The organism is Cyclobacterium sediminis (assembly GCF_054781075.1).
Genome location: NZ_BAAGVC010000007.1, coordinates 211,333 through 236,136 on the forward strand (window position 1 = coordinate 211,333; position 24,804 = coordinate 236,136).

Below are 24,804 nucleotides of genomic sequence, written 5' to 3' on the forward strand. Positions count from 1 at the left end.
AAAATATGGATATTCGAAACTTTATGGAATATATAACTTTAGCTTTAGGATGGATTGTGTTTTATGCGAGCCACACCCTTCTGGCAAGTCTCAATATAAAAAGAAAATTCAGGCTTTGGATGGGTGCCCAATATAAATGGTACCGACTATTCTATAGCCTGCTCGCTGCCATCTTTTTTTTAGGGCTGTTTGTTTATGCAGGAAGTATAGAACCGAATTGGGTTTTTATGCCTTCAGATGGCAGCACCTATTTCGGCTATATGTTGGCTACCCTAGGTACCATAATTGCCGTCAAAAGTATGAAAGAAATTTCCGCAGGCAGATTCATTGGCTGGCTTCCCCATGATGACTTAAGAGAAAAGGATGAGCTGATTGTGAATGGCTGGTACAGTTATGTTCGACATCCACTGTATTTAGCCTTGATTTTAATTTTCTTAGGTTATTTCCTTTATGTTCCTAATTTGGCTTCATTGATTCATTTATTGGCTTTATTACTTTATTTACCTCCGGGAATTTATTTTGAGGAGAAAAAATTAATAGCAATTTATGGTGAAGTCTATGTTGATTACCAAAGAAATGTTCCACCAATTCTTCCCCGATTTAAAAAATGAATGAGCTGATATTTTATAGTGTATTGTTGATTGTGGTATTGGGTCATTTGGTCATGGCCAGTTTTTTTTATCGACAGATAAGCAAAACCGATAAGCTGTCTTTCCATGAGAAAAATGAATGGCGGCTAAAGGCCCTTATTTTCCCGATTGGCTATTGGTATTTGTTTAAAAGACGAATTAATAGCATCAAAAAATAGAGATTTATTTATTTTTTGATCGGAATAGTTTGAACCGCCGGCTTATCTATAGGCAAATCTAGCGGATCGAAGGATGCATTTTGCTTCAATTTTTTATAAAAGTAAAAGCCATTGACAAGCATGACCAAGGCACAAAATGTCATTACAAACATCAGTCCTTCTGAATAAAAGGTAAACCAACTCATTGCCTCCCAGTCTCCAAACTGTTTGAATATGAGGATACCACAAGATCCCAGATAGCCAAAGCTGTCCACCAAATACATCAGGAAGCCAACATTTCCAACATATTTGAAAGCTGCCAATAAGCGGTCGAATAAGAGACAATTGAATGGTATATAGGCCATATAAATACCGGTGCCAGTAGCTACGGTCCAATAAAAGGGGTTCATCATTCCGTTTTGAAGCAGAAAGGTTGATATTACAGCGAGCATCAAACCTGAAATTATGATCAGGTGGTAAAGAAATAGGGCCTTGAAGTTGTTCTTCACCAATACGAGCAAGCCCATCATTAACAAAAGCAGCAGGGTGATAGGGATTTCTGTTTGGGTAAGGAGTTCCGGAGCCAGTCCCACTTTTAGCTCCTTCCATATTTCCACCACGAAATTATCTCTAATGTCTCTAAAGGCTGTCAGGGCCATGTATACCAAAACAAGTAGCACAATGCCGAAACTGAATTTCTGAAAGAATGCCTTCCGTTCAGATTTATTCATGGACTTTCGCTGGGTCTTTAAGGTCACATCTCCCTCATTTGGTGGAGGGGTGTGGTCCAAGAAAAATACTGCCATGATTAGGAATGGGATAAATAAAGCGCCCGTGATAAATGGCATCCAGTAAGGGTCTATGGCCCAATCAACCAATAAATACCTGCCGATGGATTTTACAAAACCGGATGAAAAAACAAAACTGATGGCCAATATGCTGCCCATCATTTCCGTAAATCTTCTGCCTTCCAGGTAATGAAAAATCAATCCCCAAATCAGGCCTAGTGGAAAACCGTTTAATAGAAAGCAAAGGATGTTAAAGGGCGCAGGAAGAAGTGCGAAACCCAGCAGAGATAACCAGGCAAAGCCTACCAATGATAGGATCAATAGCCCTCTTTTTTTGCCGCTCAACTCAGAGATCAGTTTGATTCCATAAAACTTGCTGGCCATGTACCCAATGGTTTGCATTAGGATTAGCCATACTTTGATATCTATTCCCCACCATTCTTCACCGGAAAAGGTGGCTGCAGCAAAAGGTTTTCGAAAAGCATACATACTGCTATAGGTCAGAAATGCCATGAGTGCCACAAAGGTGCTCATTAGTATGGGGTTTGCTACAGATAACCTTTTAGAAAGTGAGGGGAAATGAATCATTTATTTTCTTCAGGAATTTTTGTGAATACACGGGTTACAAGTGGTATGATTTCATAGAGCGCATTGACAATATGGGTAGGTTGGGCACGCATTAATCTATCATAATTGTACCTTGGGCTGGTGATACCAATACTCATCATACATCCGGATTGTTGACCTTCCAATATGTCCACTATGGTATCGCCTATTTTTATTATTTCTGAGGGACTGCCGATTCCTAAGGCTGCCATCATTTGTAAAATCATGTCCGGATAAGGACGGCCTTGGGCCACTTCATCACTGCATACTGTTATGTCTATAAGCGGATGGTTTTCCCAGCCTACGCCCTTTAAAAGGAGATTTGCTGTATCCCTATCTAAATTGGTATTGAGGCCTATTTTTATTCCCAGCTGCTGCAAGGCTTCAAAAACCTCCATTGCATCTTCAATTTGGGAAATATCCGGATTGGCCTTATAATGCTGTTTTATTTCACGCTTGAAAACTTCATAAATTTTACCAGCCTTTGATTCAGTATATTCTTTATAATAGGTTGGATGAGCAGAGAGTATTTGCCGGATTGCTTCAGGAATGGCATAACCTGTTTTTTCGTCTACCAAGTCCAGGTTAAGTTGATCGAAACCATTGGATGAAAATGCCTTCAATAATAGCTGGGGAACCACTGCATTGTTATTAATTGTGGTTCCGGCCATATCAAAAACAGCCAACTTGATAGGGGTATTCATGATTCAAGCATTTTATGGTCTCCTATAAAACTTCAATGTCTTAAAATAATCAAAAATATCGGTAACCTAATAAAAGCGGGCATTACTAATGGTTAATTTTTTTTTCATTCAAAATTGTCGAAATAAAAGAATGTTTTTAATTTCAGCATAAAACAATACGACCATGACAGATCCTTCCACCGAAAGCAAAATCAATGAAGTTTTTTCCCTGTATGAATCCTATGGAAATGCAGATTATATTGGGGAGCCTGTTTCTCAAATAGAACACATGAGCCAAGCCGCTCAAATGGCAGAGGAGGAGGGCTATGGGAATGAGGTGATCTTAGCAGCATTCTTTCACGATTTGGGACATTTGTTTTCCCAAAGAGAGGAGTTGGAACAGATGGATGGGTATGGCGTAATGGATCATGAAAAACTTGGTGCAGATTACCTGCGAAAGTTAGGTTTTCCTGAAAAAGTGGCCAGATTGGTGGAAAGTCATGTGGAGGCCAAAAGGTACCTTACTTTTAAAAACCCCGTTTACTTTCAGAAATTGTCTGAGGCAAGTAAGCAAACCTTAAACTTTCAAGGGGGAGTAATGACGGCTGAGGAGGCCAGAGAATTTGAGGCAGATCCTGAGCACAAGCTAATTTTGAAAATGAGGGAATGGGATGAAAGGGCCAAGGAAACTGGGATTCCGATTCCAAAGCTTGATGCCTATAAAAAAATGGCCCTGGAATTATTGTCTTAATCATTCCAAGGCCAAAGGGCATTATTTTTCTGTGGTGACAAGGTCCTTAACACATTGAACCCAGGTGTCTTCTGAGTTTAAACTTGGTACCAGGTCCCATTTTTCACCACCTAGCTCGATAAAGAGATCTTTGTATTCTTCTCCTACCTCCACAGTGGTTTCCAGACAGTCGGCCACAAAGGCAGGAGAAAAGACCATCACCTTCTTTACTCCATCTGCCGCCATTTCTTTGATAAGGTCATCCGTATAAGGTTTGATCCAAGGGTCTTTACCAAGCCTGGATTGAAAAGAGGTAAGCACCTTCTCTTTTGGTAGTTGAAGTTTTTCTGAAATCAAACGGGTGGTATGGAAGCTTTGAGCACGGTAACAATACCTGTTTTTCTTATGGTAGCTTGCACAGCATTTTCCATTCAGCTGGCAATAGCCGTCTACCGAACCTTTTAAAATTTGTCTTTCGGGCAGGCCATGATATGAAAACAAGTAACGGTCATAATCGCCCTCAGCCATTTGCTTTTTGCCCAACTCAGCCCAGGCTTCAAGAAACAAAGGATGTTCCACAAAATTACTTATAAAGCGGATGCTTGGAATTATTTGCCACTCTCTGGCAAGCTCCATTACCTTGTCTATGACAGAACCATTACTGGCAGAGGCATATTGAGGGAAAAGAGGCAAAACCACAATTTCTTTTACATTGGCTTTATTTAAGGCTTTCAAGCCATCGGCAATGCTTGGGCTTTGGTACCTCATGGCAATTTCAACCTGGTATTTTTCCTGATCAAGCAATGGAACCAACTTGTCCCTTAAGTCCTCAGTATGGAATAATAAGGGGGAGCCTCTTTCTGTCCATAGTTTGCGGTATTCTTTGGCAGATTTTGGAGACCTGAAAGGTGCAATAATAAAATTGACCAGCATCCACCTTGATAGAAAAGGGATATCCAAAACCCTTCCATCCATCAAAAACTCTCTGAGGTACTTCCTTACATCTCCCGTTTCTGGGCTATCAGGGGTTCCCAAATTGACCAACAAAATGCCTGTTTTGGATTTGCTCTTATTCATGATTTATTTAATTGTCCGTTTTGCTAACCAAAAATACGGGCTATTGTTAGAAAATACCAATAGAATTCAACTTTGCCCATGTAAAGGAAGACAAAGATAAGGAATAGGCAGGCCAATTAACCCGAAATAGGCCATAGACCTTAAATCTTCAAACAAGCTTTTTCCTGGGATTGCAACCCTTCCTGAGAAGGCTTAGGACAGGTAGCACGTGTCCTATTGTACTATCCGTCTTCAATAGATTTCAAGGACTGCATAATTTTGAGTTGGCCTACAGTTTATCCCTTGCTTGTTAAGGTTCTAAGTAATGTTTTGCAATCGTATGGACTTAACCGGGGCGCATTATTTTCCATTTGAAGAGTTTCTCAGAGTAACTGAGCTTTCTAATATTCACTTCCCGATAGGGGTATATTCTATTTTTAGAAATATTATTAAACAATAAAGCGACAAGAAGCAAAACCACCAGGCCGCTGAAAATAGGGTTGAGCACATATAGAAATCCCATTTCCTTTATTTCCTCAGAACCAATATTGGCAATTAGGGCAATGGCTCCTCCGGGAGGGTGCAAAGTTTTGGTATACTGCATGACCAAGATTGCCAAGGCAACAGACAATGCAGGAGAAAGCCAAATAAATTCCTCTAAATAAAACAACTTATAGGTCAAAACCCCAACCAATGCAGAAAGGGTACCCCCAAATAAGGTGTTTCTGGGCTGTGCCAAAGGACTGTTGGAGGCACTGAATAGCAATACAGAAGAAGCACCAAATGCACCGATTAAAAACAATTGATCTTCTCTTTCAAAATGATAAAACAATTGTTGGAGCATACCTATAGCAGCAATGCCTATAAAGGCGCCACAAAATGACCAAAGGTTATCTATGGGTTGGTGGCTGGTTTCCTTATAGGCGATCAATTTGACCTTTTGAATACCTTGCTTAATCTTCCTCACTGTTAACTAGAATGACTTTTGGCCCGCAAAGTTGGCCAATAGTTAGATGGGTAGCAATGTTTGGTATAAATAAATAGAAAATAGTTTACCTCAATTGTCCTTCAATTTTGTATGGCTCCTAGGGATTCTATCTATTGCCCTCCAATAAAAAAGCCATCCGGGAATTGGATGGCTTCAGTATCATTCATAAAAAGATATAGAACTCGTTAATTTAAAGCTTTTCTATTCTTAAATTCCTTACTTGCTTTATCCAGAAAGTCTATGAATTTTTGGATATCCGTTTCATAAGCGATGGGATTGATCAACAACTCTTCCTCATGATCCAAAATGACGTAATAAGGCTGGGCATTGTTATTAAAGCGTGTAATTTGAAAATCTGCATTTTGCTTTCCAATGGTTTTTTTGACCTTATTGTCATAGGTAGAGGTGTACCATTGTTCTTCAGGCAAGGTATATCTTTCGTCAATGTACAGGGCTACCATTACAAAATCCTCTTTTAGACGTTTGAGCACCCTGGAATCTGACCATACCCTTGCCTCCATTTCCCGGCAATTGACACAACCGTGTCCGGTAAAATCGATAAACAAGGGTTTGTTTTGCCTTTTGGCTGCTCTCAAGGCTTGGTCATAGTCAAAATAACCTTGGATGCCGTGAGGGAAGTGAAGGAAATCGGCGTACTTAGGAATTTCGTCTAGTTCGTTTTCTGAGCTTTGGCGACTGATTTGACTCAGGTCAAAATCATGGGACGAAAGGGGAGGTAAATAGCCACTAAGGCCCTTAAGTGGTGCGCCCCACATACCCGGAATCATGTAGACCACCAAAACAAATGTGGCGATGGCTAACATTAACCTCGGCACACTGACAAAATCTAAAGGGCTGTCATGCGGAAGCCGTAATTTACCAAGAAGGTACAAGCCCAGCAATGTGAAAATTACTATCCAGATGGCCAAATAGATGTCTCTGTCTAAAATGCCCCAATGGTAAACCTGATCGGCAACACTTAGGAATTTGAAGGCCAAGGCAAGTTCTAAAAAGCCCAGAACCACTTTTACTGAATTTAACCAACCTCCGGATTTTGGCAGAGAATTTAACCAGCCGGGGAAAATAGCAAATAAGGTAAAGGGCAATGCAAAAGCCAGGGAAAAGGCAAACATGCCCAAAATGGGTTTGAGCAAGGCACCTCCGGCAGAACTTATTAAGATTGAACCTACGATTGGGCCGGTACAGGAGAAAGAAACCAGCACGAGCGTAAATGCCATAAAGAAAATACCCAGCATGCCTCCTTTGTCTGCCTGAGCATCCATCTTATTTACAAATCCGGCGGGAAGAGTGATCTCAAACAAACCTAAAAAGGCCAATGCAAAGAAAATAAATACCCCGAAAAAGAATACGTTTGGAAGCCAATGGGTTGACAGCCAATTGGCAAATTCAGGACCCTGAATGGCTGCAAGTAAGGTACCGGCAATGGTATAAATAGCAATAATCGAAAAGCCATAAATAAAGGCATTTCTATATCCTTCCAGTTTGTTTTTACCTCTTCCTGTAAAGAAGGTAACTGTCATCGGTATCATTGGAAAAACACAAGGGGTCAATAGTGCGGCCAGACCTGCAAGAAAGGCAATAAGCATAAATCCAACCAAGGATTCTTTAGGTTGTTCTAAAGAGATTTCCTCAGGGGTAACTTCACTAGGTCCCTCACTTGATGTTGGATCACCTAAAGTAATATTGATATCCTCTTGGTAATTGATGCACTGATTGGTAATGTCAGAACACATTTGGTATTCCAGTGTGCCTTTAATTACTGCATTTTCTTCGGTTATGATAAGCTTTTGGTGGAACAGTCCTTCTTTTTCAAAATAGGTGATGTCTCCTTCCCAAATCTCATCGTATTTTTGTTTGGAGCCAATGGCTTCCAAGCCTCCTACCAGATCTATTCCCTTGGACTCCTCCAGCTTTACCTCAGTTAGCAAAGGCCCAAGGTTGGGGTCAAACTCATTGGAATAAATATACCAATTGGTAGGGATGGCGGCCTTAAAAATAAGGGCAAGCTCATCTCCTACCTGTGGATTTTTTTGGTCCAGTTGGATTTCCCATTTTGGAGGGGAAATTACCTGAGCACTTAATGCAAGGCTCAAGAAAAAGAAGCTTAAGGTTATAAAAATTAACTTATTGAAATTCATTACCGTTTTTTTACCCTATTTGGTGATACATCCAATAGTAATTAAAAACGTTAATGATTAGTTCCTTATCACCTTTTACTTTTGTTCCTATCTATTCAGCTTTACTTGAAAGGCGGTGATAATGTTTAAAAAACAAAGCAATGGTTTCTATGCCTTTAAAATAATTGTCAACTCCATAATGCTCATTTGGAGAGTGGATGCCATCTGTATCCAGTCCAAAACCAAGCAATATTGGGTCCAGGCCTAGAACCTGTTGAAACAATGAAGTGATAGGTATAGATCCTCCTTCCCTTGTTGGGATGGCTTTTTTCCCGAAAGCCTCATCTATGGCAGCTTCGGCCGCTTTATAACCTATAGAATCTGTAGGAATTACTGCCGCTTGTCCACCATGATGTGGCACAACCTTAACCTTTACTGCAGGAGGAGCAATGCTTTTAAAGTGTTCTTCAAAAAGCTTGGCTATGGCCTTATGGTCCTGGTTGGGAACCAGACGCATGGAGATCTTTGCATTGGCTTTTGACGGTAGCACCGTCTTGGCTCCTTCACCTATGTATCCACCCCAAATCCCATTCACATCTAAGGTTGGTCTGATGCCCACCCTTTCTATGGTAGTGTAGCCTTTTTCTCCATAGGTTTCTTTAATGTCTAATTTTTTCCTATAATCCGCTTCATCAAAAGGAGCTTTGTTCAATTGTTGGCGATATGCTTCATCGTACTCTTCAACATTGTCATAAAAGCCGGGTATGGTAATGCGATTGTCTTCATCATGAAGAGAGCTGATCATCTTACAAAGGATATTAATAGGGTTGGCCACCGCTCCACCGAATGTTCCACTGTGCAAATCTTTATTCGGCCCAGTAACTTCTACTTCCATATATGCCAAGCCTTTCAAGCCAACGGTTACTGAAGGATGTTCCAGGGAAATCATAGAGGTGTCGGAAATTAACACCACATCTGCTTTCAGCTTTTCTTGATTGTTGCGCACGAAAACATCCAGGTTTTCTGAGCCAACTTCTTCCTCCCCCTCAATCATAAACTTAACGTTACAATTGAGCTGACCACTGGTAAGCATGGCTTCAAAAGCTTTCACATGCATGTAAAACTGTCCCTTGTCATCTGCTGATCCTCTGGCAAAAATAGCTCCATTGGGGTGACTCTCAGTTTTCTTGATCACAGGTTCAAAAGGAGGAGAATCCCACAATTCTAAAGGATCTGCAGGCTGCACATCATAATGTCCGTATACCAATACTGTAGGTGCAGCAGGATCAATAATCTTTTCCCCATAAACGATGGGGTAACCGTCTGTGTTGCAGATTTCAGCTTGGTCTACGCCGGCCGCTTCCAGGCTGCTTTTGACATATTCCGCAGCAGTGAAAACCTCTTTTTTATAAGCAGGATCAGCACTAACTGAGGGGATGCGTAGTAAATCCAACAGCTCATCTAAAAATCTTTTGGAATTGGATTCAATGTATTTTTTTAGTTCCATGGTGCTATATTTTGTTTTATACCCAATAAGGGTAACTAGTGTGCAGAATATTTTTCGTTTTGCGATACGTGTAATTTAGTTTCTTAAAGTGGTAAAGAAAACACTTAGAATGACCGCTGAATTGATTGAATTAAACGACAAAATTAATACAATTTGAATGGATTTTGCGCTATAATTTAAAATTTACAAGTCGCCCATCCTTGTTTGATTGCATGTGTGGAGGGATGGCAGCCTTGATTTCTTCAAAAAGCAAGTTCACCAACCTTTGCTTTAAAAAGTTACGCGTTCTTATCAGACTGATCTCTCTCACGGGAGGATCACCTGCAAATGGTCTGAGTCTGGTTTTTTCTTCATCGGACAGGTTTTCGGTAGCAAGTTCAGGAAGTAATGTAATTCCTGTATACCGGTCCACCATGTTTTTAAGGCCCTCAATGGAGCCACTTTCATAATGGAAATTTTTTCGTTGAAAGACATTTTTGTCGCAAAGATTAAGAACCTGGTCCCGAAAACAGTGGCCTTGCTGTAACACCCACAAATCCTCTGCCGGAAGATCCCCTACAGGAATTTCTTTTTGGTTTAAAAGGGGATGTTCTTTGGACAGGTACACAAAAAATTTCTCGTAGAAAATAGGTTTTTCAACAATTCCATCTTCTTGTAGTGGACTTACCACTAAACCCAAATCAAGTTCATCATTTTTTAACCTGCTAAGGATTTCCTCTGTGACCATCTCCTGAACTTCTACTAGTACATTTGGGTATTTTTCAATAAAATTCCCTATAAAAAGTGGCAATAGGTTGGGGGCAAGGGTAGGAATAATACCAACTTTTATGGTTCCCCCGATTTCCCCTTTCATTTCTGCCACCAGTTCCAAGATACCTTTGCTTTCCAGGACCACTCGCTTGGCTTGTAAGATAACTTTTTCTCCAAGCTCAGTAGGGATCACCGGCATTTTAGACCTGTCAAACAAGAGGATGTCCAACTCTCTTTCCAATTTGCTTATTTGAGCACTTAGGGTAGGTTGCGTAACAAAACAAGCATCAGCCGCCTGGCCAAAATGCCTGAATTTTTCTACGGCCAATATATATTCCAGTTGCTGTATTGTCATAATGTTCGTTTAGGGTAATGAATTAACGAAATTCTACCGCTTTGGGCCAAATAAAACCGGCATTTAATCCTATTTCCGGTTCTAAATATTTAGATTCAATTCCTTTGAGCGCTTCTCAGTCTTATCACAAGAAATTGGCTTAACTTTGAATTTTGGTAACCAATTCTGTGCATAATAGGAGAAAATATAGCGGTTTAGCAAAAATCTTGTTGCCCAAGGCTCAGAATTTTATCCAAAATTAATGTGTAAGATTTAAGAGATCATAAGTTTTCAATGCACCTACTAAAGCTGGAAAGTATTCAAAAATTAAATGCCAAAGATAAGACGGCTACTTTATCAAATATTTCTTTTGAATTGGAAAAAGGAGAGATTTTGGCCCTGTCAGGGGATCAAGACTCAGGCGTGTCCACCCTTATCCGAGGTATACTGGGCCTAGAAAATTTTGACAGTGGTAAATTGTTTTTTTCAGGCCCAAACCTAGGTAAACTTACGATTAAAAGGCCTAAAATTGGAGTGGTTTTTCAGGACTTTGCCCTATTTCCAAATCTCACCATTTTAGAAAATGTAAAATTTGGTTTAAAAGGTTCAAAACAGGAAGTTGAGCAGAAGGCCTTGGCTTGTTTGAAATGGCTAGGTCTGGATAATCTTTCAGATAAATATGCCGAAGAGGTAACCGTAGAAGACCGGTTCCGGACTGCATTAGCCAGGGCCATGGCTCCCCAGCCCCAGCTTTTGGTTTTGTCAGCCCCTTTCAGTCAGCTGAGGGCGATGTACAAGCACGACCTAATAGCAGAATCCAGGCAATGTTTGAAAAAAGCCGGCATGTCGGTCTTGGTGGAAACAGGTGATAGCGCTGTAGCCATGGCTATTTCAGATCGCTTGGCTGTGTTTCATAAAGGCTATTTACAACAAATTGATACCCCACAAAATATTTATCAACGGCCATTAAATTCTTATGTAGCCAATTTCTTTGGAAAAAGAAATGAAATACTAGCTACGGCTACAGATGATGGTTTTTATACTTCATTTGGGTTTATAGATGACGAGCGCTCCAAGGTTTTTAATAACAAGGTGAAAATTAATTTTAGACCCGAAGAGATCAAAGTGAAAAAAGGCTTAAGACAGGCCCTGATAGGAACAGTGAGGCAATGTTCCTTCTACGGTGATCACCAACTGGTAGCATTAGAAGATGATTTGGGTAAATCAATTTTGGTAAAATCATCACCCAATAAGGTTTTTACCATTGGGAGCAATGTGTTTTTTACCCTCAGGTCTTTTAAGGTGGAAGATGCTTTTTAAAATATTGGCCATATAATTTTATAGGTATAAAAAGCTGTTTTTTGCAAGGCACTATTTGCTGAAAAATTGAACTCCTAAAAGGTTAGTAAATTAAAAGAATATTGTAACTTTGAGTCATTCAATAAGCCCTTTCAACCATGAATAAGAACAATAGTAGGATAAAATCTTTAATTACCATTACCTTATGTTGTTCCGCATTGTATTCCTCTTTCTCTCAAGAACTTCAAAAAGTAAAGGAGAAAAGTAAAAATCCAAATAGAGTTTTTACTTACCATGTGCTTAAAGGCTCACAAGTAAAAGAAGGCGCTGCCGAAATGAAGTACAAGGGGAAGTTGGGATTCCGGGTGAAGGGCCAGTTTAGGCAGGGGAATAAGTCCGGTAGCTGGGAATTTTTTGATACAGATAATAATTTAATTCAAAAGTACAATTACACAACAAAAAGTTTCGAATACCTGCAAAATTTTAATGCCGTTAAGGCGGTATATATTTTAAAAGACCAAGAGTTGGTACCATTAGAAACCGGCGCTATTCCTGTATTGCTCGGCGGGGATGCTAAGTTTTTGTATTTTTTGGCCAATAATGTACAGTATCCACATGCTGCAAGGGCAAAAAGAGTTTCCGGCACAGTAGGTGTGATGGTGACCATTACCAAAGAAGGGGAAATGGTCCGGCCCTTTATTCCCAAGCCCGGAGATAAGGCCTTAGATGCCGAGGCATTAAGGGTGGTATCTTTTATGCCGAACGACTGGATACCACTATCTTTAGATGGGGAAGCTAGGGATTGTTTGGTGCTTTTGTATTTTAATTTTCGGCTGGGATAATACCATTTATCCTAATAAATATTCTCGATTTTTTCTGTGTTTTACTTTGATAAATGGCAATCAATCGCACTTTTGAGAAAGTTTCTTTGTGGAAAATACTGGCTTTTTCCGGTAGGGAATTTATGCTTTACGTCTGTCCTTCAGTAAAACCTTTGAAGGTTTGATGGATGGGCATTGCAAAAAAACACCAAAATAATTTAACCTTTTACCCCCTGAATAAATTCTGATGGTTTTAAGGGTCTCTTTTTTAGCTGCTTACGGACCTGATTTTTTTATCGATTCTTTCGTTACAATTGAGAGGTTTTTTTATATTTGTCGCTTATTTAAATCTTTCTTAGATTAAATCTAAATAATGTTTAAATTTGTGTTTCCATCCTTTCCTACAAGATTAAGGGAAAGAATTCTAGTGATGGGTCTAAACTTAATTTGGTAATTCATACGGTAGTCTACTACTAAAGGCCGTCCGGAGGATAAATCACAGCAGGGTAAGCTTGTTATGATTTTGAAAAAAGACGGGTTTTGAAACCTATAAATATTGAGGGTGAAAATAGCTTGAAAGGGTTATTTACTCTGTTGTTTACAAAATCAATACAACCAAGAAAATGGCGAAGCAAAAAAATAACACTTTGTGGGAGAAAACTAGGAAATTTTTCAACGACATACACCTGTGGGCAGGGTTGATTAGTGGAATAGTACTTTTAGTAGTGTGCCTCACAGGTACAATATATGTTTACAATACTGAAATTAGAGAATGGAATGCTTCTCACCTTTATAAAGTAAGCAAGACTGATGGTGTAGCTAGGCTTTCTTCAAATGAATTACTTGATAAAAACAGGGAGCTGATTGATGGAAACATTACAGGTGTAAGGGTTTCTTCAGATGCTGAAAGAAGCTTTCAGATTTCAGCCAGGGCAAAAGGAGACAGAAGCAGGTCCGGAACCACCTATTTCGTTAACCCCTACACCGGTGAAATGCTGGGCAATAGCAAAGAAGAAAATGCTGCAGCGACTTTTATGGGATACATGTTTAGCCTGCACCGATGGTTGTTATTAGACAAAATTGAAGAACCAATATTTGAAGGTTTAGAAAACAGGAAATTGGGAAGCTATATTACAGGAGCCTCCACCATTCTTTTTACCATAGGTGTGCTAACCGGCTTGGTGATATGGGTGCCCCGCAAGGCGAAGCATTGGCGTCAAGGATTAAAAGTAAAATTGAGCGGAAATTGGAAGAGAATAAACCATGATCTGCATAATTCTCTGGCATTTTATTCTGCCATCATTTTATTCTTAATGGGTGTGACAGGGCCTTTCTTTTCCTTTCCATGGTATAGAGAAGCCTTGCAAAAATCATTGGGAACCTATAAGGAAAGAAGCGCAAGAGGACATGGTCCGGCTGGAGCGGAAAAAGAAAAAGGTAAAGGAGAGCAAAAGAAGCCGGAAAAAATTGAGGTATTGCCGCTAGAGGATTATTTATACAGTGCAGACCAAGTTTTGGATTATGAAGGAGAATATTCATTAAGCTTGCCTAAAGATGGTGGCAAAACCATTAGCATCAGCAAGAAAAAAGCTGGTTTTTTTGCTCCGGCAGCCTCAGATAAATTGGTTCTTGATGTGGCAAGTGCCGAGGTTGTGGAAGCAGATATTTTTAAGGAAAAGCCTTTGAATGAACGCATATCCGGATCCATTAAAGCCCTACATTTGGGCAATGTTTATGGGTCTTTTTCTAAGCTACTCTATTTTATTTCCTGCTTAATTGCGACAAGCCTACCGGTGACTGGTACCTTGATTTGGATCAATAAAATGAAAAAACCGAAAAAGAAGAATAAAAGGAAAGCACAGTTGGCTTAGTCTCCATTGTGGTATTTGTAGAAGGTGGTTATTTTGAACTAGTTTTGAGTAAATTTTTATTGTGCTAAAATTAGGTAAATCACTATGCCAATAAATAAGACAAAGAAAATCCTGCCCAACCAATAATTGTATTTGGTCTGGCGAATGATTTTATGAATTTGCAGTTTTAATTCCTCCGAATCCGTTTGTTCAAAAAGTTGGGCAAGTTCCTTGGCAGTATATTGTAGGTTGATGCTTTGTTTTTTTATGGCAAGATTATGTTTTTTTAAAAAGCCATTTACCTTGAAGTAGATTTTGAAACCCACCGCTACATTAATGGCAAATAGTATGTATATGAGGTATAAAAAAGTCATTAGGTTTAGGGGAGTATGGTGGGGTTTGATATCTTTATAAAGATTGGTTCTGGATTATTGAATTTGGCCTAAGGCTAATGAATAATTAATTCCAAAAGTAGAAAATATTCGCCTTTCAGCTGACTTGAACTAATTCTGAAATCCAGATGTAAAGTTAACTTTTAGTTCTTTAAGAATATTGGAAAGACGATTATACTGTATTAATAAAGTTTATTTTGCTTTATTTAGGACGGAATGGATCATAAGTTCGTCATAAATAGGTAACAAGATTAAATTATTATGAAACGGTATCCCATTTTTTTAATGCTTATCGTAACCTTATTTTGGGTGGGTTGTGTTGAGGAGCAAGACATCAATGTCCAAAGCCTTATTGGGAACTGGGAAAACTCAGTTTACATGGAAAACCAGGGCGTTAATCAAGTAGATGCTTATGGGTTTGATGAAAGCGGAAGGTATTTTAGATATATTTACTTTAAAGATCCGGAGAGCAATCAAACTTTGGGCTATGCCATGTATTTGGTGGGAAATTATATTTTGGAAGGAAATGAACTTGTGTTGGAAGAAGAACGTAGGCTTTTAAATTTAGGTGTTAACCTATTTGAAGAAATCGAAGGTCTTTCAGAGATTGAGGTGATAGAAAATACAACTTTAGGTTTAGCATTTAAAAGTAACAGGCAAATTTTAGAAATAACCAAAACCTGTAGTCCTTTACTATCCAGTATCTGTATTCCTGTTACCAGTTATAATCGAAAAGAGTATGTCTTATTTTCTCCTTTATAATTTAAATCAGTTAGACGAAGCCTTCAATAGCATGAACCTATCATTACAAGTCCCCAGATTCTATTTTATTTTTAAATTTTCACTGTAAAACCGAAGGCTCGATTGCCTAATCCGCGTTCAAGATTGGGATTAATTAGGATTTTTTGTTTAGAATTGGGATCCATATTTCTTCTTCTGAACTTGCTGAGGTATTGCTGTATTTCTCTCCCATCACCTGAAAATGAGGGCGATCGTCTAATTGATACTTTGATTGTGGGACCCACTGCCTGTAAATATAATCATAGATGCTATGGTCTGTACTTGGGCCTTTATAATTAAACTTGGCATACAAGCCTGCAGGAATCAGAAAGGGTACCATATTCTCCGGAATAATTTCTAAATTATCAACTTCCACACAAGCCCACTGTTGAAATACTTTTGTGGGATCAAAAGAGGTGAAATAGTCCGGTCCATAGACCTGCATGGCGATAAATTCGCTCGAATGAGTTGGTCTATTTTTCATAAAATGTTTCCATAAGGCCACTGTTTGATTTTTTACGAGACTCGTTGAGCAACTAAGGCCTACCAGTTGTTTGGCTTTCAAGGTTTCTATGTGGGCTTGGGCTTGCATATTTGGTTTTAATTATTTGGAATCAATTTCTGAAATGAGTGCTATTAATTGATCATTTAAGTCTGAATATTCATCGATATCATTGAGGCATTCCAAGAGATGTACTTTTAGCTGCTTTTCGGTGGCAATGGCCATGGTATTTGCAAATACGGAATCACTGCTCCAAACTATGTTTTCAAACAATTGTCCATCATTTTTATTCAGCCCGATCAGGTAATAGCCCCCATCTTCGGCAGGGCCTAATATCAGATCATTATTTTTTAGGCAAGCAAAGGCCTCTTCAATATGTCTAGAACGAAGTTCGAGACAATCTGTGCCAATGATGATAATTTGATCATACCCTTGCTCAAAGGTTTGGTCAAAAGCGTTGCTCATTTTTTGTCCTAGGTCTTTACCGCATTGCGGGTAAAAAGAGTAATTGTCTTCTGCGTATTGTTGTTTATCAATTTGGCCTTCATGAAAAATCAAAACATCAGCCTTGATTGAGGAGAGTATCTTATGGGTATAGTTTAAAAGATAGGAATAAATATAAACGGCTTTCTCATTGCCGATAGTCGCGGCTAGCCGGGTTTTTACTTTTCCTGGAGATGGAAATTTTTGGAAAACAATGATGGCTTTTTTCATGGACTGGGTAAAATTACACTAAGTTGGCTATACGCATAAAAAAAGCCAATGGTTTCTATACGGCCAAAACAACATTGTTTAGGTCGTATAGAAACCTTGGCTCAAATAGGCAATGGGATACCTAATCTGTACAGAATAATAATTATAAAGTCTGATGCTTTGTCCATTTCTAATGAACCTTTAGGATTAATGATTAGGCACCTAAAGCTTAGGTTTTGCTGTGTTATCAATCCTCATTCTCAGGCTTTGACAACAAGGGTTGAAACAGCATCAATACCTTTTTTGACACCTTAGCGGCCAATTATTCATTAGGGCCACGACGCCTTTTTCTTCTTTCTCGCATTTTATCACCCATTTCTTTTCTTTCTGCTTCCCATTTTTCTAACTGCTCGGGGCTAAGAATGGCCTCTAGTTGTTCCCGGTGATTTTCTTTAGCGGCTTTCATTTCGGCTTTTCTGGCTTCTTCGATTTCTTTCCGCTTATTCGCATCTTCGATGAAGAGGTTTTTCAATTGGGATTCCTGTTCAGATGTCAAGTCAAGCTTTTCTCCCATTCTTTGACTCATTCTTTCAGCCATTTTTTCGGGATCTCTTTCTCTATTTCCTTGCCTTTGGGCCTGGGCCTGTGCAAAAGTAGCTCCTACCAATGCACAAATAATTACTAACTTTTTCATAATTCTTACTTTTTGTGTGTTTGTATAGCTGTTAGACCAGCTGCAAGTACACAAGTTTAATGACCCGATGTTAAGGAATGTTAAAAAGCCTTATTTTTAGGTTTTGTCTTCAATTAATTCTTCCCTGTCTTTGGGCTTTACGTAGGTAGGCCTAATTAGCAACCTTAGAGATGGATCAAAAGCCAGATAATTCCAAGACCAATCAAGGAAAATAAAAATCCTGTTTTTGACACCTAGAATTGCCATCAAATGGACGAATAGCCAGGTAAGCCAAGCAAGGATACCTTGAAATTTAATAAATGGAAGGTCAACCACAGCTAATTTCCTACCAACCGTGGCCATGCTCCCCAGATCTTTGTAACGGAAAGCTTTTGGTGCTTTTCCTTTTAATTGCCCCAGAAAATTATTCGCTAAGTTATCTGCTTGTTGAATGGCAACTTGTGCAACTTGCGGATGGCCTTTAGGGTAATCCGGCAATTGTTGCAAACAAAGATCTCCGAGTGCATAAATGTTTTTGCTGTTGTGAACAAGGTTGAATTCATCCACCAGCAGTCGCCCATTCTTGAACTTTTGTGTGTCTACGATTCCTTCTATGCCGTTGGGCGCAATCCCTGCGGCCCAAAGCAATGTATTCGTTTTAAGTTTTTCTTCACCATTGATAATGACGTTTAGCCCATCGTAATTCTCAACAGCAGTATTAAGCATAACATCTACTTTTAGGCTTTCCAGGTATTCTTTGGCCTTTTGGCCTGAAGAAGCGGACATTCCGGCCAGCAATGATGGCCCCATTTCTATCAAAACCACCTTCATATTGTCAAAGTTAAGCTGGGGATAGTCCATTGGAAAAACCTTATTCCTAAGTTCGGCCATTGCTCCGGCCAATTCCACCCCAGTAGGTCCTCCTCCTACTATCACTACATTCATTAATGCTTTTCGTTTGTCTAGATCAGCAATATTGATGGCCCTTTCATAGTTAGAGATTATTTTATTTCTTATAAATAAGGCTTCGGAGACAGATTTCATGGGAACACTGTTTTCCATAATGTTTTTCATCCCAAAGTAATTGGTATCTGCTCCCATGGCTAAGATGAGGTAATCATAGTCCAAATAGCCGATGTCAGTATATACCCGATTCTTTTCTTGATCGATTCTTTGTGCTTCAGCCATTCGGAAGGTCACATTAGGAGTATTGTGAAAAACCTTTCGCAAAGGGAATGAAATGGCACTGGGTTCCAATCCTGCCGTGGCTACCTGGTAAAAGAGAGGTTGAAACTGGTGATAATTGTTTTTGTCCAATAGGATCACCTGATAGTTTTTGTTTTTTAGTTTTCTGGCAAGCTTGAGACCTGCGAATCCTGCACCTATAATAACTATTCGAGGAAGGGATAATTTAGGGAGGTTTGGAAGGGGTTGATCCATAACTAAAAATTTTTAGATGAGGGTTGTATTACCTAAAAATAAAACGTATATCGGGTGTCATAGTTCATTAAATCCACAAAACCTTGTGATTAGTTTAGTCGTGGTAAGTTTTGTAATCATATTAGTGCTATCAAAAATTTTAATTATTTTTACAAAATTGGAAAAATAAAAAATTATGGGAAGAGCATTTGAATTTAGAAAAGAAAGAAAATTCAAAAGATGGAGTCAAATGTCCAAGGTGTTTACACGCTTGGGCAAAGAAATTGTCATGGCTGTCAAGGCAGGTGGACCCGACCCGGCTAATAATTCCAAGCTGCGGACCATCATTCAGAATGCCAAGGGTGCCTCCATGCCCAAAGACAGGATAGAAGCTGCCATATCAAGGGCAAGCAATAAAGATGAAAGCGATTATGAAGAAGTAGTGTATGAAGGGTATGGCCCACATGGCATTGCCGTCATCGTAGAGACTTCTACAGACAATATCAATAGAACCGTTGCCAATGTAAGACACTATTTTACCAAAGCGGGTGGTTCATTGGGCACCAGTGGTTCGGTTAGCTTCACCTTTGATAGAAAAGCGGTATTCCGATTTGCCAAAGCCGACTATGATTTGGAAGAACTTGAATTGGAATTAATTGACTATGGTTTGGAAGATATAGACGAGAATGAGGGGGAAATTTTTGTTTACACTGCCTTCGAAGACTTTGGAAACATGCAAAAAGCACTTGAAGACAAAGGCATAGAAGTAATAAGTGCTGAAATGCAGCGTTTTCCTATGTCTACCACAGAATTAACCTCTGAGCAAGAGGAAGACATCAACAAAATGATTGAGCGGATGGAAGAGGACGATGACGTCAATCATGTTTACCATAATATGGCCTAAAGCAAATATTTAGCAATTTTAATTCACATAATGGCATTCCCTAAAAGAAGAAATTTACAGGAGCAGAAAAGACAGCAGTTAGTAATCGTCGGAAGTAAAAACCCTGTAAAAGTTAAATGCACCGAAAATGCATTTTCAAGTATATTTGATGATAGTTTCATTGTTCAGGGATTGAATGTGGATTCTAAAGTGAGTGACCAGCCCAAGGGTGATGTAGAAACCTATACAGGGGCTTACAATAGAGCCTACGCCTCCAAAAACGCTTTCCCAGAAGCAGATTTCTGGGTGGGCATAGAAGGCGGTGTAGACCATGTAGGCGAACAAATGGTTTCATTTGCCTGGATGGTTATCATGGATGGTGAAGGCAAGATAGGAAAAGCTAAAACCGCAACATTTTTTCTGCCCGAAGCCTTAAATAAAATGGTCAGTGATGGAATGGAACTAGGCGAAGCTGATGACAAGCTATTCGATAAAAGGAATTCCAAAGAATCAGGTGGAGCTGTAGGTATTTTAACCAAAGGTGCCATCAGCAGATCCAACTATTACCAACAAGCCTTGTCGCTGGCCCTTATTCCCTTTATTCAAAAAGAGCTGTATTAAAAAGTTGAAATGACTCATAGATATTTTCAATTGGATTTTGACACCAATAGTAATTACCTTTGATCTTCAATTAAACCAAAAGAATTATGCTACAAGAATTAGAATCAGATAATTTAGGACAAGTAATTAAAGACAATGATAAAGTAGTGGTTCAATACGGAGCTACTTGGTGTGGAAACTGCAGGATTATGAAGCCGAAAATGAAAAGGCTAAGTAAATCCTACGAGGGACTCACATTTTTGTACGTGGATGCAGAGAAATTACCAGAATCCAGAAAACTTGCGGAAGTAAATAATTTACCAACTTTCGCAGTTTTTGAAGGTGGGGCCCTAAAAAATCAAATTCAAACAAATAAAGAAGAAGCTTTAAAAACATTGATCGATGAGGTTGCCAATAATTAAACATGTACTGGGTTTCATCGAAGAAAACGATGAAGATTGGGTAGTTGAAACCATAGAACTCCTGGAGTCAATGACTGAAATTAGCACGCTGAAAGACGAAGAGTTGGATGTGATGGGCGAGTTACTTTCTAATTTATATGGCACGCTGGAAGTTCAGAAAATGATCAAGGAAGAAGGAATGGATAAGAAGGAAGCCATGAATGCTTTTCTCAAAAGAGTAATGGGTTCCATCGATAAATAATTTCCACTTTGGGAAGTAGAAAAGTTGTTTATCACCCTAAATAAAAAATCTGCTATATCGAAGTGTGGAGGTAGGTCCTTAGGATCTACCTCTTTTTTTGGTCCGCATCCTAAGCAGGCTAGCCAAGTTTATAAAAACGACTTAAATTAAGTAAAACCAAGCTTAATTGGATTTAATTTTCCGATGTTATTTGTTCCAAGAAGTTTCTTAAGGCCACTTTCCAGTCGGGAGAAGCATCCCATTTTTCACCAATATACAATTCATTTCTTACCAAGAAACGGATGTAATACTTGACCACTATCTTGTCAGGATTTTTACCTTGTTCCAAAGGTACTCCCATGCTTCTCATAAGGTCCGCCTCCCGACCTTCCTGTTTCATAAGGATAAACTGTACTTTTTCATTGATGAGTTCTTGATTGGACTTAGCGGTAGTCAGGAATTCGGTTTCAAAGGGATATTCAGCATTAAATATCTGTTCAAGGCCTTCTTTTTCTGCCAGCTGTTCTGCTTCCACTTGATTGGGATCTTTTCCGTAAATATCTTGACGGAAAGTATTGAGAAAATCTTCATTTCCCGCAGCCCCTGTAAGTAGGATACCCAGTTTAAAGACATCTAAGTTTAAAGGTGGTGCTTGTATATAATTGTTCCCCACTGAATTATTTTCTAATCCGGGAATGGAAGGATATTCAGGAACTTCAATTACCAGAAAGTTTTGACTTTTTTTGTTGAGGCCTATGGATTGGATTTGTTCTTTTAGATCTTCCAAATGAGTAGCTTTGGTTGACCAATTGTTTCCGGGAGAAATAATATTTCTATTGCCTGAAAAGGGGTAAATATGACAAAATAATCGACCATCCGTTTTTCTAATCAGCAATATAATATTTCTGATCTGCCGGGTAATAAAATGGCTGGCATAGGTGTTTTTAATGCCCTCAGAGAGGATGACTTCTTCTAGATCAAAATAGGCAACAGGATCTCCGCCCGCCTCTACAAATGCAGGATGAACTTCTTCCACCAATTCCTTCCAGGTGATAGGAGCTGTTTCGGCAGGGGCCGCAGAAACAAGTACTACCGATTTTCCATCTAAAAATTGCTCAACAGGCGTTGGTTGGGCCAGACTTACCAATGAAAAAAAACTTACCAGCACCGTCAAAGAAATATTTTTCATAAACAAAACCAATTCCACATCTGAAAGTTTAGTATTTTCACGAATATACACAAGCCATTGTAAAATCTTTCGTTATGAAAACGATTACCTCCTTTATTTTATTACTTTTTTGTTGCTTACCCTTCCATTCCCGGGCTCAAAAAATGGATACCCGGGTCTTGTTGGAAGATATCCAATTCCTTTCCTCTGACCAACTGAAAGGAAGATCAGCTACTAGTGAAGGCAATAAAAAGGCAGCAAACTATATTAAAGAAAGGTTCAAAGACTTGGACCTAAGCAGCCAATTTCCGGAATATACTCAATCGTTTTCCTTGAATAAAAGATTGGAGCAATTAGGCACTGGGGAAAATATCATTGGCTTTGTACCCGGGTCTGCTTCTTCCAAGATACTTTTAATCATGGCTCACTATGACCATTTGGGCACAAAAGGAAAGGACATTTACAATGGTGCAGATGACAATGCATCAGGTACAGCTGCTTTGTTGAATATGGCGGCCTATTTTAAGAAAAACCGTCCCCTTCATTCCATTCTTTTTGCTGCAACAGATGCAGAAGAGGAAGGGCTGTTGGGTGCTAAAGCTTTACTAAAAGACTTCCCATTTCCTTTGAATCAGATCCAATTGGTGGTGAATATGGACATGATCAGCCGAAGTGAAGACAATATTCTGTATGCAGTGGGTACACGATTTTATCCTCAGTTTAAGCCTTATCTTGAAAGCTGCGGAGAGCGATCAGCCATTCAACTGGTATTCGGAAATGATGGAGCCAAAGGAGAGCTTGACTGGACCAATGCTTCAGACCATGGCCCTTTTCATAAGGAAGAGATACCTTTTATTTATTTTGGAGTGGCCGATCATAAAGATTATCACCAACCTACTGATACCTTCGAAAACATTGATCAAACATTTTATATACAAGCCTGTGAGCTTATCTTGAACAGTATTTTAGAAATTGATGCTGCCATGGAATAAGCAGTTTGAATCAATCGATTATATACGAGAAACTTAAATTTCCAACAAAATTATCCTTATCCAAACCTGGAATAAAGTAATCGTCCGGATCATTTTCCAAGTACCACTTATAATTCAATGAGCGGACATATTTAAAATTGGCTGAAACAAGTAATTTGTCAAATCTCCATTCTCCTACGATAGCAGGCGCCAGGTCCACATATTTTCTGCGAAGGTCTTTGATTACTTCAAAACGTTTGTAATAGAAATCGTTGTTATAATTGATGTATTCAAACTCAATACCGATTCGGTTAAAGTTTTTTACCCATGCCATGTCAAAGGAAAGGACACTACTCCCCGGGCCGTACCCAAATCCCAATACTTGGCCCTTGTGTGTATAGCCATGCCTTACATAAGGATGGGTGTACCAACTGTTTCGGCTTAGAATTTCTTCTCTCACAGACTGCCCTGTTTGGGTCATTTCCATTCCTAACTGAAAGAATTCGTCCTTCTTCTTTAGGCTGGTTAAATTGGTAAATCCAAAGGTAAAAGCCCTGTTTTTGTCGGGATTTATCAAAAAGTCATGCAGGGTTCTACTGTTGCCATTGCTTCCATATTCCCCGTAAAACTCAAAATGGCCATTGGGGTTTATCCAGCGGAATTGACCGGAGCTGAGTTGATTTCTTTGGTCTACATTGGGTTTGGTAATGCTTTCAGGACCTTTTTCACCATTGAAAACCGGAAGGTAATCAGCGAATTGATCCATGTCAGTGTGGTACATTTGAGAAACACTACTAAAACCTAAAAACAAACCGGGAAGCCACTTGGGTTGGTAGCTTATGGTCAAGCCGGATAAATAACGCCAGTCATCATCTGCTCTTTTGGGGACATACAGCGGCGTATTGGTGTAAGTATAATAGGAGTTGACCGGATCCACTCCGGAAGATCTTAACTGCCCGGCAATAAGCTGCCCTTCAAAACTACCTAATACGGTCTTTACCGGTTTTCGGGTATTGAATGTGAAGTGCAAAAATCCCGGGGCATTGTTACTCATCAATAGTGAGGCCCTCCTGCCCGGCCCCCACCATAGGTTTTCGTTAGAGATGCCAATAGAGTATTCTTTGAAATTAAAACGCAAGCTGGACTGGCCTAATGAAAGGCGGGTGATTGGCCCTCCATCAAATCTCTCCGGTATATCTGAGGTATTGACCCATTCAAAATACTGGAGCCAGGTGCTACCCCAGTGTTCCAAAGGAAAGGTTGTAAAATCTGAATTAGCTGCATGCAAAATCTCCGGCTGCAATTGTAAGGTCAAGGGACCGTATTCAAAATAAATGCCTAAGCTGGCATTCAGTTGTAGGCCCTTGTTTGGAATCATTTCCCCATCGTTGATTCCAAATGGAAGATTACTATTGTACCTGGATTTGATCATGACGGGGAGGGTCATGAACTTTACTTCATCAAAACTTGCTAAGCCGGTCAGGTTTTTCTCCTCAACCCTACTGTTCTGCTCAAAATTAAATGCTCCTGTTGTATTGAAAACTTGTTTTGGCAATATGGGCCGAATCATAAAGCTACTCTCCTCAGACAGGTTGCCAAGGAGTTGTTGCCTGCGCATATAATCGTCATAAACCGGGTAATGCAGCCCAATACTTTGGGCCAAAACCTTTGAAATAGGTGTCAAACAAATTAAAGCTGCCCAAAGAAAAATAGGTACAAATAAAGAAAATCTTTTACTCATTTC

At 39.4% G+C, this 24,804-nt stretch carries 26 protein-coding genes; 12 read left to right on the forward strand and 14 right to left on the reverse strand.

The genetic code is table 11. From position 1 onward, the window contains the following. The first annotated feature begins 5 nt into the window (after positions 1-5). Both ACYVHJ_RS09520 and ACYVHJ_RS09525 read left to right on the forward strand, forming a co-directional pair. Positions 6-611, forward strand: coding sequence for a methyltransferase family protein (locus tag ACYVHJ_RS09520; protein WP_460514275.1), 606 nt, complete (start codon positions 6-8; stop codon positions 609-611). After that, positions 608-808: a hypothetical protein gene (locus ACYVHJ_RS09525; RefSeq protein WP_339902418.1), complete on the forward strand. Its 201-nt coding sequence runs from the start codon at positions 608-610 to the stop codon at positions 806-808. The genes ACYVHJ_RS09520 and ACYVHJ_RS09525 overlap by 4 nt, the downstream gene beginning before the upstream one ends. Before the next feature lie 8 nt (positions 809-816). Here ACYVHJ_RS09525 and ACYVHJ_RS09530 read toward each other — a convergent pair whose 3' ends face one another. Together ACYVHJ_RS09530 and ACYVHJ_RS09535 are read right to left on the reverse strand one after the other, a co-directional pair. Further along, complete coding sequence (locus ACYVHJ_RS09530; protein ID WP_460514276.1) at positions 817-2,109, reverse strand: DUF5690 family protein; 1,293 nt, start codon at positions 2,107-2,109, stop codon at positions 817-819. A gap of 50 nt (positions 2,110-2,159) precedes the next feature. Continuing rightward, positions 2,160-2,885, reverse strand: a complete 726-nt coding sequence (locus ACYVHJ_RS09535; protein ID WP_339902416.1) for an HAD-IA family hydrolase — start codon at positions 2,883-2,885, stop codon at positions 2,160-2,162. A 163-nt stretch (positions 2,886-3,048) separates the two neighbouring features. Here ACYVHJ_RS09535 and ACYVHJ_RS09540 point away from each other — a divergent pair, with 163 nt between their 5' ends. Beyond that, the gene (locus ACYVHJ_RS09540; RefSeq protein ID WP_460514277.1) at positions 3,049-3,615 is read left to right on the forward strand and encodes an HD domain-containing protein; all 567 of its coding nucleotides are present in this window, start codon (positions 3,049-3,051) and stop codon (positions 3,613-3,615) included. A gap of 21 nt (positions 3,616-3,636) precedes the next feature. Here the strand turns inward: ACYVHJ_RS09540 and hemH are convergent, their stop codons facing one another. The 5 genes from hemH to ACYVHJ_RS09565 form a co-directional block, all read right to left on the reverse strand. Beyond that, on the reverse strand, positions 3,637-4,671 hold the full coding sequence (hemH, locus tag ACYVHJ_RS09545; protein WP_460514278.1) for a ferrochelatase: 1,035 nt from the start codon (positions 4,669-4,671) through the stop codon (positions 3,637-3,639). 325 nt (positions 4,672-4,996) lie between these two features. After that, a complete protein-coding gene (locus ACYVHJ_RS09550) occupies positions 4,997-5,617 on the reverse strand; it encodes an HPP family protein (protein WP_460514279.1) in 621 nt (206 codons plus the stop codon). Between the two features lie 206 nt (positions 5,618-5,823). Next, the gene (locus tag ACYVHJ_RS09555) at positions 5,824-7,797 is read right to left on the reverse strand and encodes a protein-disulfide reductase DsbD family protein (RefSeq protein ID WP_460514280.1); all 1,974 of its coding nucleotides are present in this window, start codon (positions 7,795-7,797) and stop codon (positions 5,824-5,826) included. A gap of 91 nt (positions 7,798-7,888) precedes the next feature. Beyond that, positions 7,889-9,283 carry a dipeptidase gene (locus ACYVHJ_RS09560; RefSeq protein WP_339902411.1) on the reverse strand — a complete coding sequence of 465 codons (1,395 nt, stop codon included), beginning with the start codon at positions 9,281-9,283 and terminating at the stop codon, positions 7,889-7,891. A 169-nt stretch (positions 9,284-9,452) separates the two neighbouring features. Further along, positions 9,453-10,388 carry a hydrogen peroxide-inducible genes activator gene (locus ACYVHJ_RS09565; protein WP_460514281.1) on the reverse strand — a complete coding sequence of 312 codons (936 nt, stop codon included), beginning with the start codon at positions 10,386-10,388 and terminating at the stop codon, positions 9,453-9,455. A gap of 273 nt (positions 10,389-10,661) precedes the next feature. Here ACYVHJ_RS09565 and ACYVHJ_RS09570 point away from each other — a divergent pair, with 273 nt between their 5' ends. From ACYVHJ_RS09570 to ACYVHJ_RS09580, 3 genes are all read left to right on the forward strand, one after another. Then, positions 10,662-11,687, forward strand: a complete 1,026-nt coding sequence (locus tag ACYVHJ_RS09570; RefSeq protein ID WP_460514282.1) for an ABC transporter ATP-binding protein — start codon at positions 10,662-10,664, stop codon at positions 11,685-11,687. A gap of 137 nt (positions 11,688-11,824) precedes the next feature. Further along, entirely contained in the window at positions 11,825-12,508 is a 684-nt protein-coding gene (locus ACYVHJ_RS09575) for an energy transducer TonB (RefSeq protein WP_460514283.1), read from the forward strand. Between the two features lie 602 nt (positions 12,509-13,110). Further along, positions 13,111-14,358, forward strand: a complete 1,248-nt coding sequence (locus ACYVHJ_RS09580; protein ID WP_460514284.1) for a PepSY-associated TM helix domain-containing protein — start codon at positions 13,111-13,113, stop codon at positions 14,356-14,358. A 56-nt stretch (positions 14,359-14,414) separates the two neighbouring features. On the opposite strand, the gene ACYVHJ_RS09585 is transcribed toward ACYVHJ_RS09580, so the two are convergent. Further along, positions 14,415-14,711 (reverse strand): hypothetical protein, encoded by a 297-nt coding sequence (locus ACYVHJ_RS09585; RefSeq protein ID WP_460514285.1) that lies wholly within the window; start codon positions 14,709-14,711, stop codon positions 14,415-14,417. Positions 14,712-14,990: 279 nt separating this feature from the next. On the opposite strand from ACYVHJ_RS09585, the gene ACYVHJ_RS09590 reads away from it, so the two are divergent. Beyond that, positions 14,991-15,491 (forward strand): hypothetical protein, encoded by a 501-nt coding sequence (locus ACYVHJ_RS09590; RefSeq protein ID WP_460514286.1) that lies wholly within the window; start codon positions 14,991-14,993, stop codon positions 15,489-15,491. 133 nt (positions 15,492-15,624) lie between these two features. On the opposite strand, the gene ACYVHJ_RS09595 is transcribed toward ACYVHJ_RS09590, so the two are convergent. The 4 genes from ACYVHJ_RS09595 to ACYVHJ_RS09610 all read right to left on the reverse strand — a co-directional run bounded on the left by ACYVHJ_RS09595 (position 15,625) and on the right by ACYVHJ_RS09610 (position 18,817). Next, positions 15,625-16,101: a GyrI-like domain-containing protein gene (locus ACYVHJ_RS09595; RefSeq protein WP_460514287.1), complete on the reverse strand. Its 477-nt coding sequence runs from the start codon at positions 16,099-16,101 to the stop codon at positions 15,625-15,627. A 12-nt stretch (positions 16,102-16,113) separates the two neighbouring features. Next, positions 16,114-16,725, reverse strand: coding sequence for a TIGR04282 family arsenosugar biosynthesis glycosyltransferase (locus ACYVHJ_RS09600; protein WP_339903341.1), 612 nt, complete (start codon positions 16,723-16,725; stop codon positions 16,114-16,116). Positions 16,726-17,026: 301 nt separating this feature from the next. Continuing rightward, on the reverse strand, positions 17,027-17,398 hold the full coding sequence (locus ACYVHJ_RS09605; protein ID WP_460514288.1) for a hypothetical protein: 372 nt from the start codon (positions 17,396-17,398) through the stop codon (positions 17,027-17,029). Positions 17,399-17,494: 96 nt separating this feature from the next. Further along, entirely contained in the window at positions 17,495-18,817 is a 1,323-nt protein-coding gene (locus ACYVHJ_RS09610; protein WP_460514290.1) for an NAD(P)/FAD-dependent oxidoreductase, read from the reverse strand. Between the two features lie 175 nt (positions 18,818-18,992). Here ACYVHJ_RS09610 and ACYVHJ_RS09615 point away from each other — a divergent pair, with 175 nt between their 5' ends. The 4 genes from ACYVHJ_RS09615 to ACYVHJ_RS09630 all read left to right on the forward strand — a co-directional run bounded on the left by ACYVHJ_RS09615 (position 18,993) and on the right by ACYVHJ_RS09630 (position 20,942). Next, the gene (locus ACYVHJ_RS09615; RefSeq protein WP_339903338.1) at positions 18,993-19,700 is read left to right on the forward strand and encodes a YebC/PmpR family DNA-binding transcriptional regulator; all 708 of its coding nucleotides are present in this window, start codon (positions 18,993-18,995) and stop codon (positions 19,698-19,700) included. Positions 19,701-19,730: 30 nt separating this feature from the next. Next, positions 19,731-20,300 carry an inosine/xanthosine triphosphatase gene (gene yjjX, locus ACYVHJ_RS09620; protein WP_460514291.1) on the forward strand — a complete coding sequence of 190 codons (570 nt, stop codon included), beginning with the start codon at positions 19,731-19,733 and terminating at the stop codon, positions 20,298-20,300. Between the two features lie 86 nt (positions 20,301-20,386). Then, on the forward strand, positions 20,387-20,701 hold the full coding sequence (locus ACYVHJ_RS09625; RefSeq protein WP_339904994.1) for a thioredoxin family protein: 315 nt from the start codon (positions 20,387-20,389) through the stop codon (positions 20,699-20,701). Then, positions 20,682-20,942, forward strand: a complete 261-nt coding sequence (locus ACYVHJ_RS09630; protein ID WP_014019754.1) for a DUF6952 family protein — start codon at positions 20,682-20,684, stop codon at positions 20,940-20,942. The genes ACYVHJ_RS09625 and ACYVHJ_RS09630 overlap by 20 nt, the downstream gene beginning before the upstream one ends. A gap of 172 nt (positions 20,943-21,114) precedes the next feature. Here the strand turns inward: ACYVHJ_RS09630 and ACYVHJ_RS09635 are convergent, their stop codons facing one another. Further along, positions 21,115-22,110, reverse strand: coding sequence for an NTPase (locus tag ACYVHJ_RS09635; protein ID WP_339904996.1), 996 nt, complete (start codon positions 22,108-22,110; stop codon positions 21,115-21,117). A 143-nt stretch (positions 22,111-22,253) separates the two neighbouring features. Between ACYVHJ_RS09635 and ACYVHJ_RS09640 the strand changes: the two genes are divergently transcribed. After that, complete coding sequence (locus tag ACYVHJ_RS09640; RefSeq protein WP_460514292.1) at positions 22,254-23,081, forward strand: zinc-binding metallopeptidase family protein; 828 nt, start codon at positions 22,254-22,256, stop codon at positions 23,079-23,081. A 10-nt stretch (positions 23,082-23,091) separates the two neighbouring features. Here the strand turns inward: ACYVHJ_RS09640 and ACYVHJ_RS09645 are convergent, their stop codons facing one another. Continuing rightward, positions 23,092-24,801: a capsule assembly Wzi family protein gene (locus ACYVHJ_RS09645; protein WP_460514293.1), complete on the reverse strand. Its 1,710-nt coding sequence runs from the start codon at positions 24,799-24,801 to the stop codon at positions 23,092-23,094. Positions 24,802-24,804 lie beyond the last annotated feature (3 nt).

Excerpts from the sequence above, each read along its gene's own strand:
- ACYVHJ_RS09520 (WP_460514275.1), top strand. The coding sequence starts at position 6 with ATGGATATTCGAAACTTTATGGAATATATAACTTTAGCTTTAGGATGG.
- ACYVHJ_RS09525 (WP_339902418.1), top strand. The coding sequence starts at position 608 with ATGAATGAGCTGATATTTTATAGTGTATTGTTGATTGTGGTATTGGGT.
- ACYVHJ_RS09530 (WP_460514276.1), bottom strand. The coding sequence starts at position 2,109 with ATGAGCACCTTTGTGGCACTCATGGCATTTCTGACCTATAGCAGTATG.
- ACYVHJ_RS09535 (WP_339902416.1), bottom strand. The coding sequence starts at position 2,885 with ATGAATACCCCTATCAAGTTGGCTGTTTTTGATATGGCCGGAACCACA.
- ACYVHJ_RS09540 (WP_460514277.1), top strand. The coding sequence starts at position 3,049 with ATGACAGATCCTTCCACCGAAAGCAAAATCAATGAAGTTTTTTCCCTG.
- hemH (WP_460514278.1), bottom strand. The coding sequence starts at position 4,671 with ATGAATAAGAGCAAATCCAAAACAGGCATTTTGTTGGTCAATTTGGGA.
- ACYVHJ_RS09555 (WP_460514280.1), bottom strand. The coding sequence starts at position 7,797 with ATGAATTTCAATAAGTTAATTTTTATAACCTTAAGCTTCTTTTTCTTG.
- ACYVHJ_RS09560 (WP_339902411.1), bottom strand. The coding sequence starts at position 9,283 with ATGGAACTAAAAAAATACATTGAATCCAATTCCAAAAGATTTTTAGAT.
- ACYVHJ_RS09565 (WP_460514281.1), bottom strand. The coding sequence starts at position 10,388 with ATGACAATACAGCAACTGGAATATATATTGGCCGTAGAAAAATTCAGG.
- ACYVHJ_RS09570 (WP_460514282.1), top strand. The coding sequence starts at position 10,662 with ATGCACCTACTAAAGCTGGAAAGTATTCAAAAATTAAATGCCAAAGAT.
- ACYVHJ_RS09575 (WP_460514283.1), top strand. The coding sequence starts at position 11,825 with ATGAATAAGAACAATAGTAGGATAAAATCTTTAATTACCATTACCTTA.
- ACYVHJ_RS09580 (WP_460514284.1), top strand. The coding sequence starts at position 13,111 with ATGGCGAAGCAAAAAAATAACACTTTGTGGGAGAAAACTAGGAAATTT.
- ACYVHJ_RS09585 (WP_460514285.1), bottom strand. The coding sequence starts at position 14,711 with ATGACTTTTTTATACCTCATATACATACTATTTGCCATTAATGTAGCG.
- ACYVHJ_RS09590 (WP_460514286.1), top strand. The coding sequence starts at position 14,991 with ATGAAACGGTATCCCATTTTTTTAATGCTTATCGTAACCTTATTTTGG.
- ACYVHJ_RS09595 (WP_460514287.1), bottom strand. The coding sequence starts at position 16,101 with ATGCAAGCCCAAGCCCACATAGAAACCTTGAAAGCCAAACAACTGGTA.
- ACYVHJ_RS09600 (WP_339903341.1), bottom strand. The coding sequence starts at position 16,725 with ATGAAAAAAGCCATCATTGTTTTCCAAAAATTTCCATCTCCAGGAAAA.
- ACYVHJ_RS09605 (WP_460514288.1), bottom strand. The coding sequence starts at position 17,398 with ATGAAAAAGTTAGTAATTATTTGTGCATTGGTAGGAGCTACTTTTGCA.
- ACYVHJ_RS09610 (WP_460514290.1), bottom strand. The coding sequence starts at position 18,817 with ATGGATCAACCCCTTCCAAACCTCCCTAAATTATCCCTTCCTCGAATA.
- ACYVHJ_RS09615 (WP_339903338.1), top strand. The coding sequence starts at position 18,993 with ATGGGAAGAGCATTTGAATTTAGAAAAGAAAGAAAATTCAAAAGATGG.
- yjjX (WP_460514291.1), top strand. The coding sequence starts at position 19,731 with ATGGCATTCCCTAAAAGAAGAAATTTACAGGAGCAGAAAAGACAGCAG.
- ACYVHJ_RS09625 (WP_339904994.1), top strand. The coding sequence starts at position 20,387 with ATGCTACAAGAATTAGAATCAGATAATTTAGGACAAGTAATTAAAGAC.
- ACYVHJ_RS09630 (WP_014019754.1), top strand. The coding sequence starts at position 20,682 with ATGAGGTTGCCAATAATTAAACATGTACTGGGTTTCATCGAAGAAAAC.
- ACYVHJ_RS09635 (WP_339904996.1), bottom strand. The coding sequence starts at position 22,110 with ATGAAAAATATTTCTTTGACGGTGCTGGTAAGTTTTTTTTCATTGGTA.
- ACYVHJ_RS09640 (WP_460514292.1), top strand. The coding sequence starts at position 22,254 with ATGGATACCCGGGTCTTGTTGGAAGATATCCAATTCCTTTCCTCTGAC.
- ACYVHJ_RS09645 (WP_460514293.1), bottom strand. The coding sequence starts at position 24,801 with ATGAGTAAAAGATTTTCTTTATTTGTACCTATTTTTCTTTGGGCAGCT.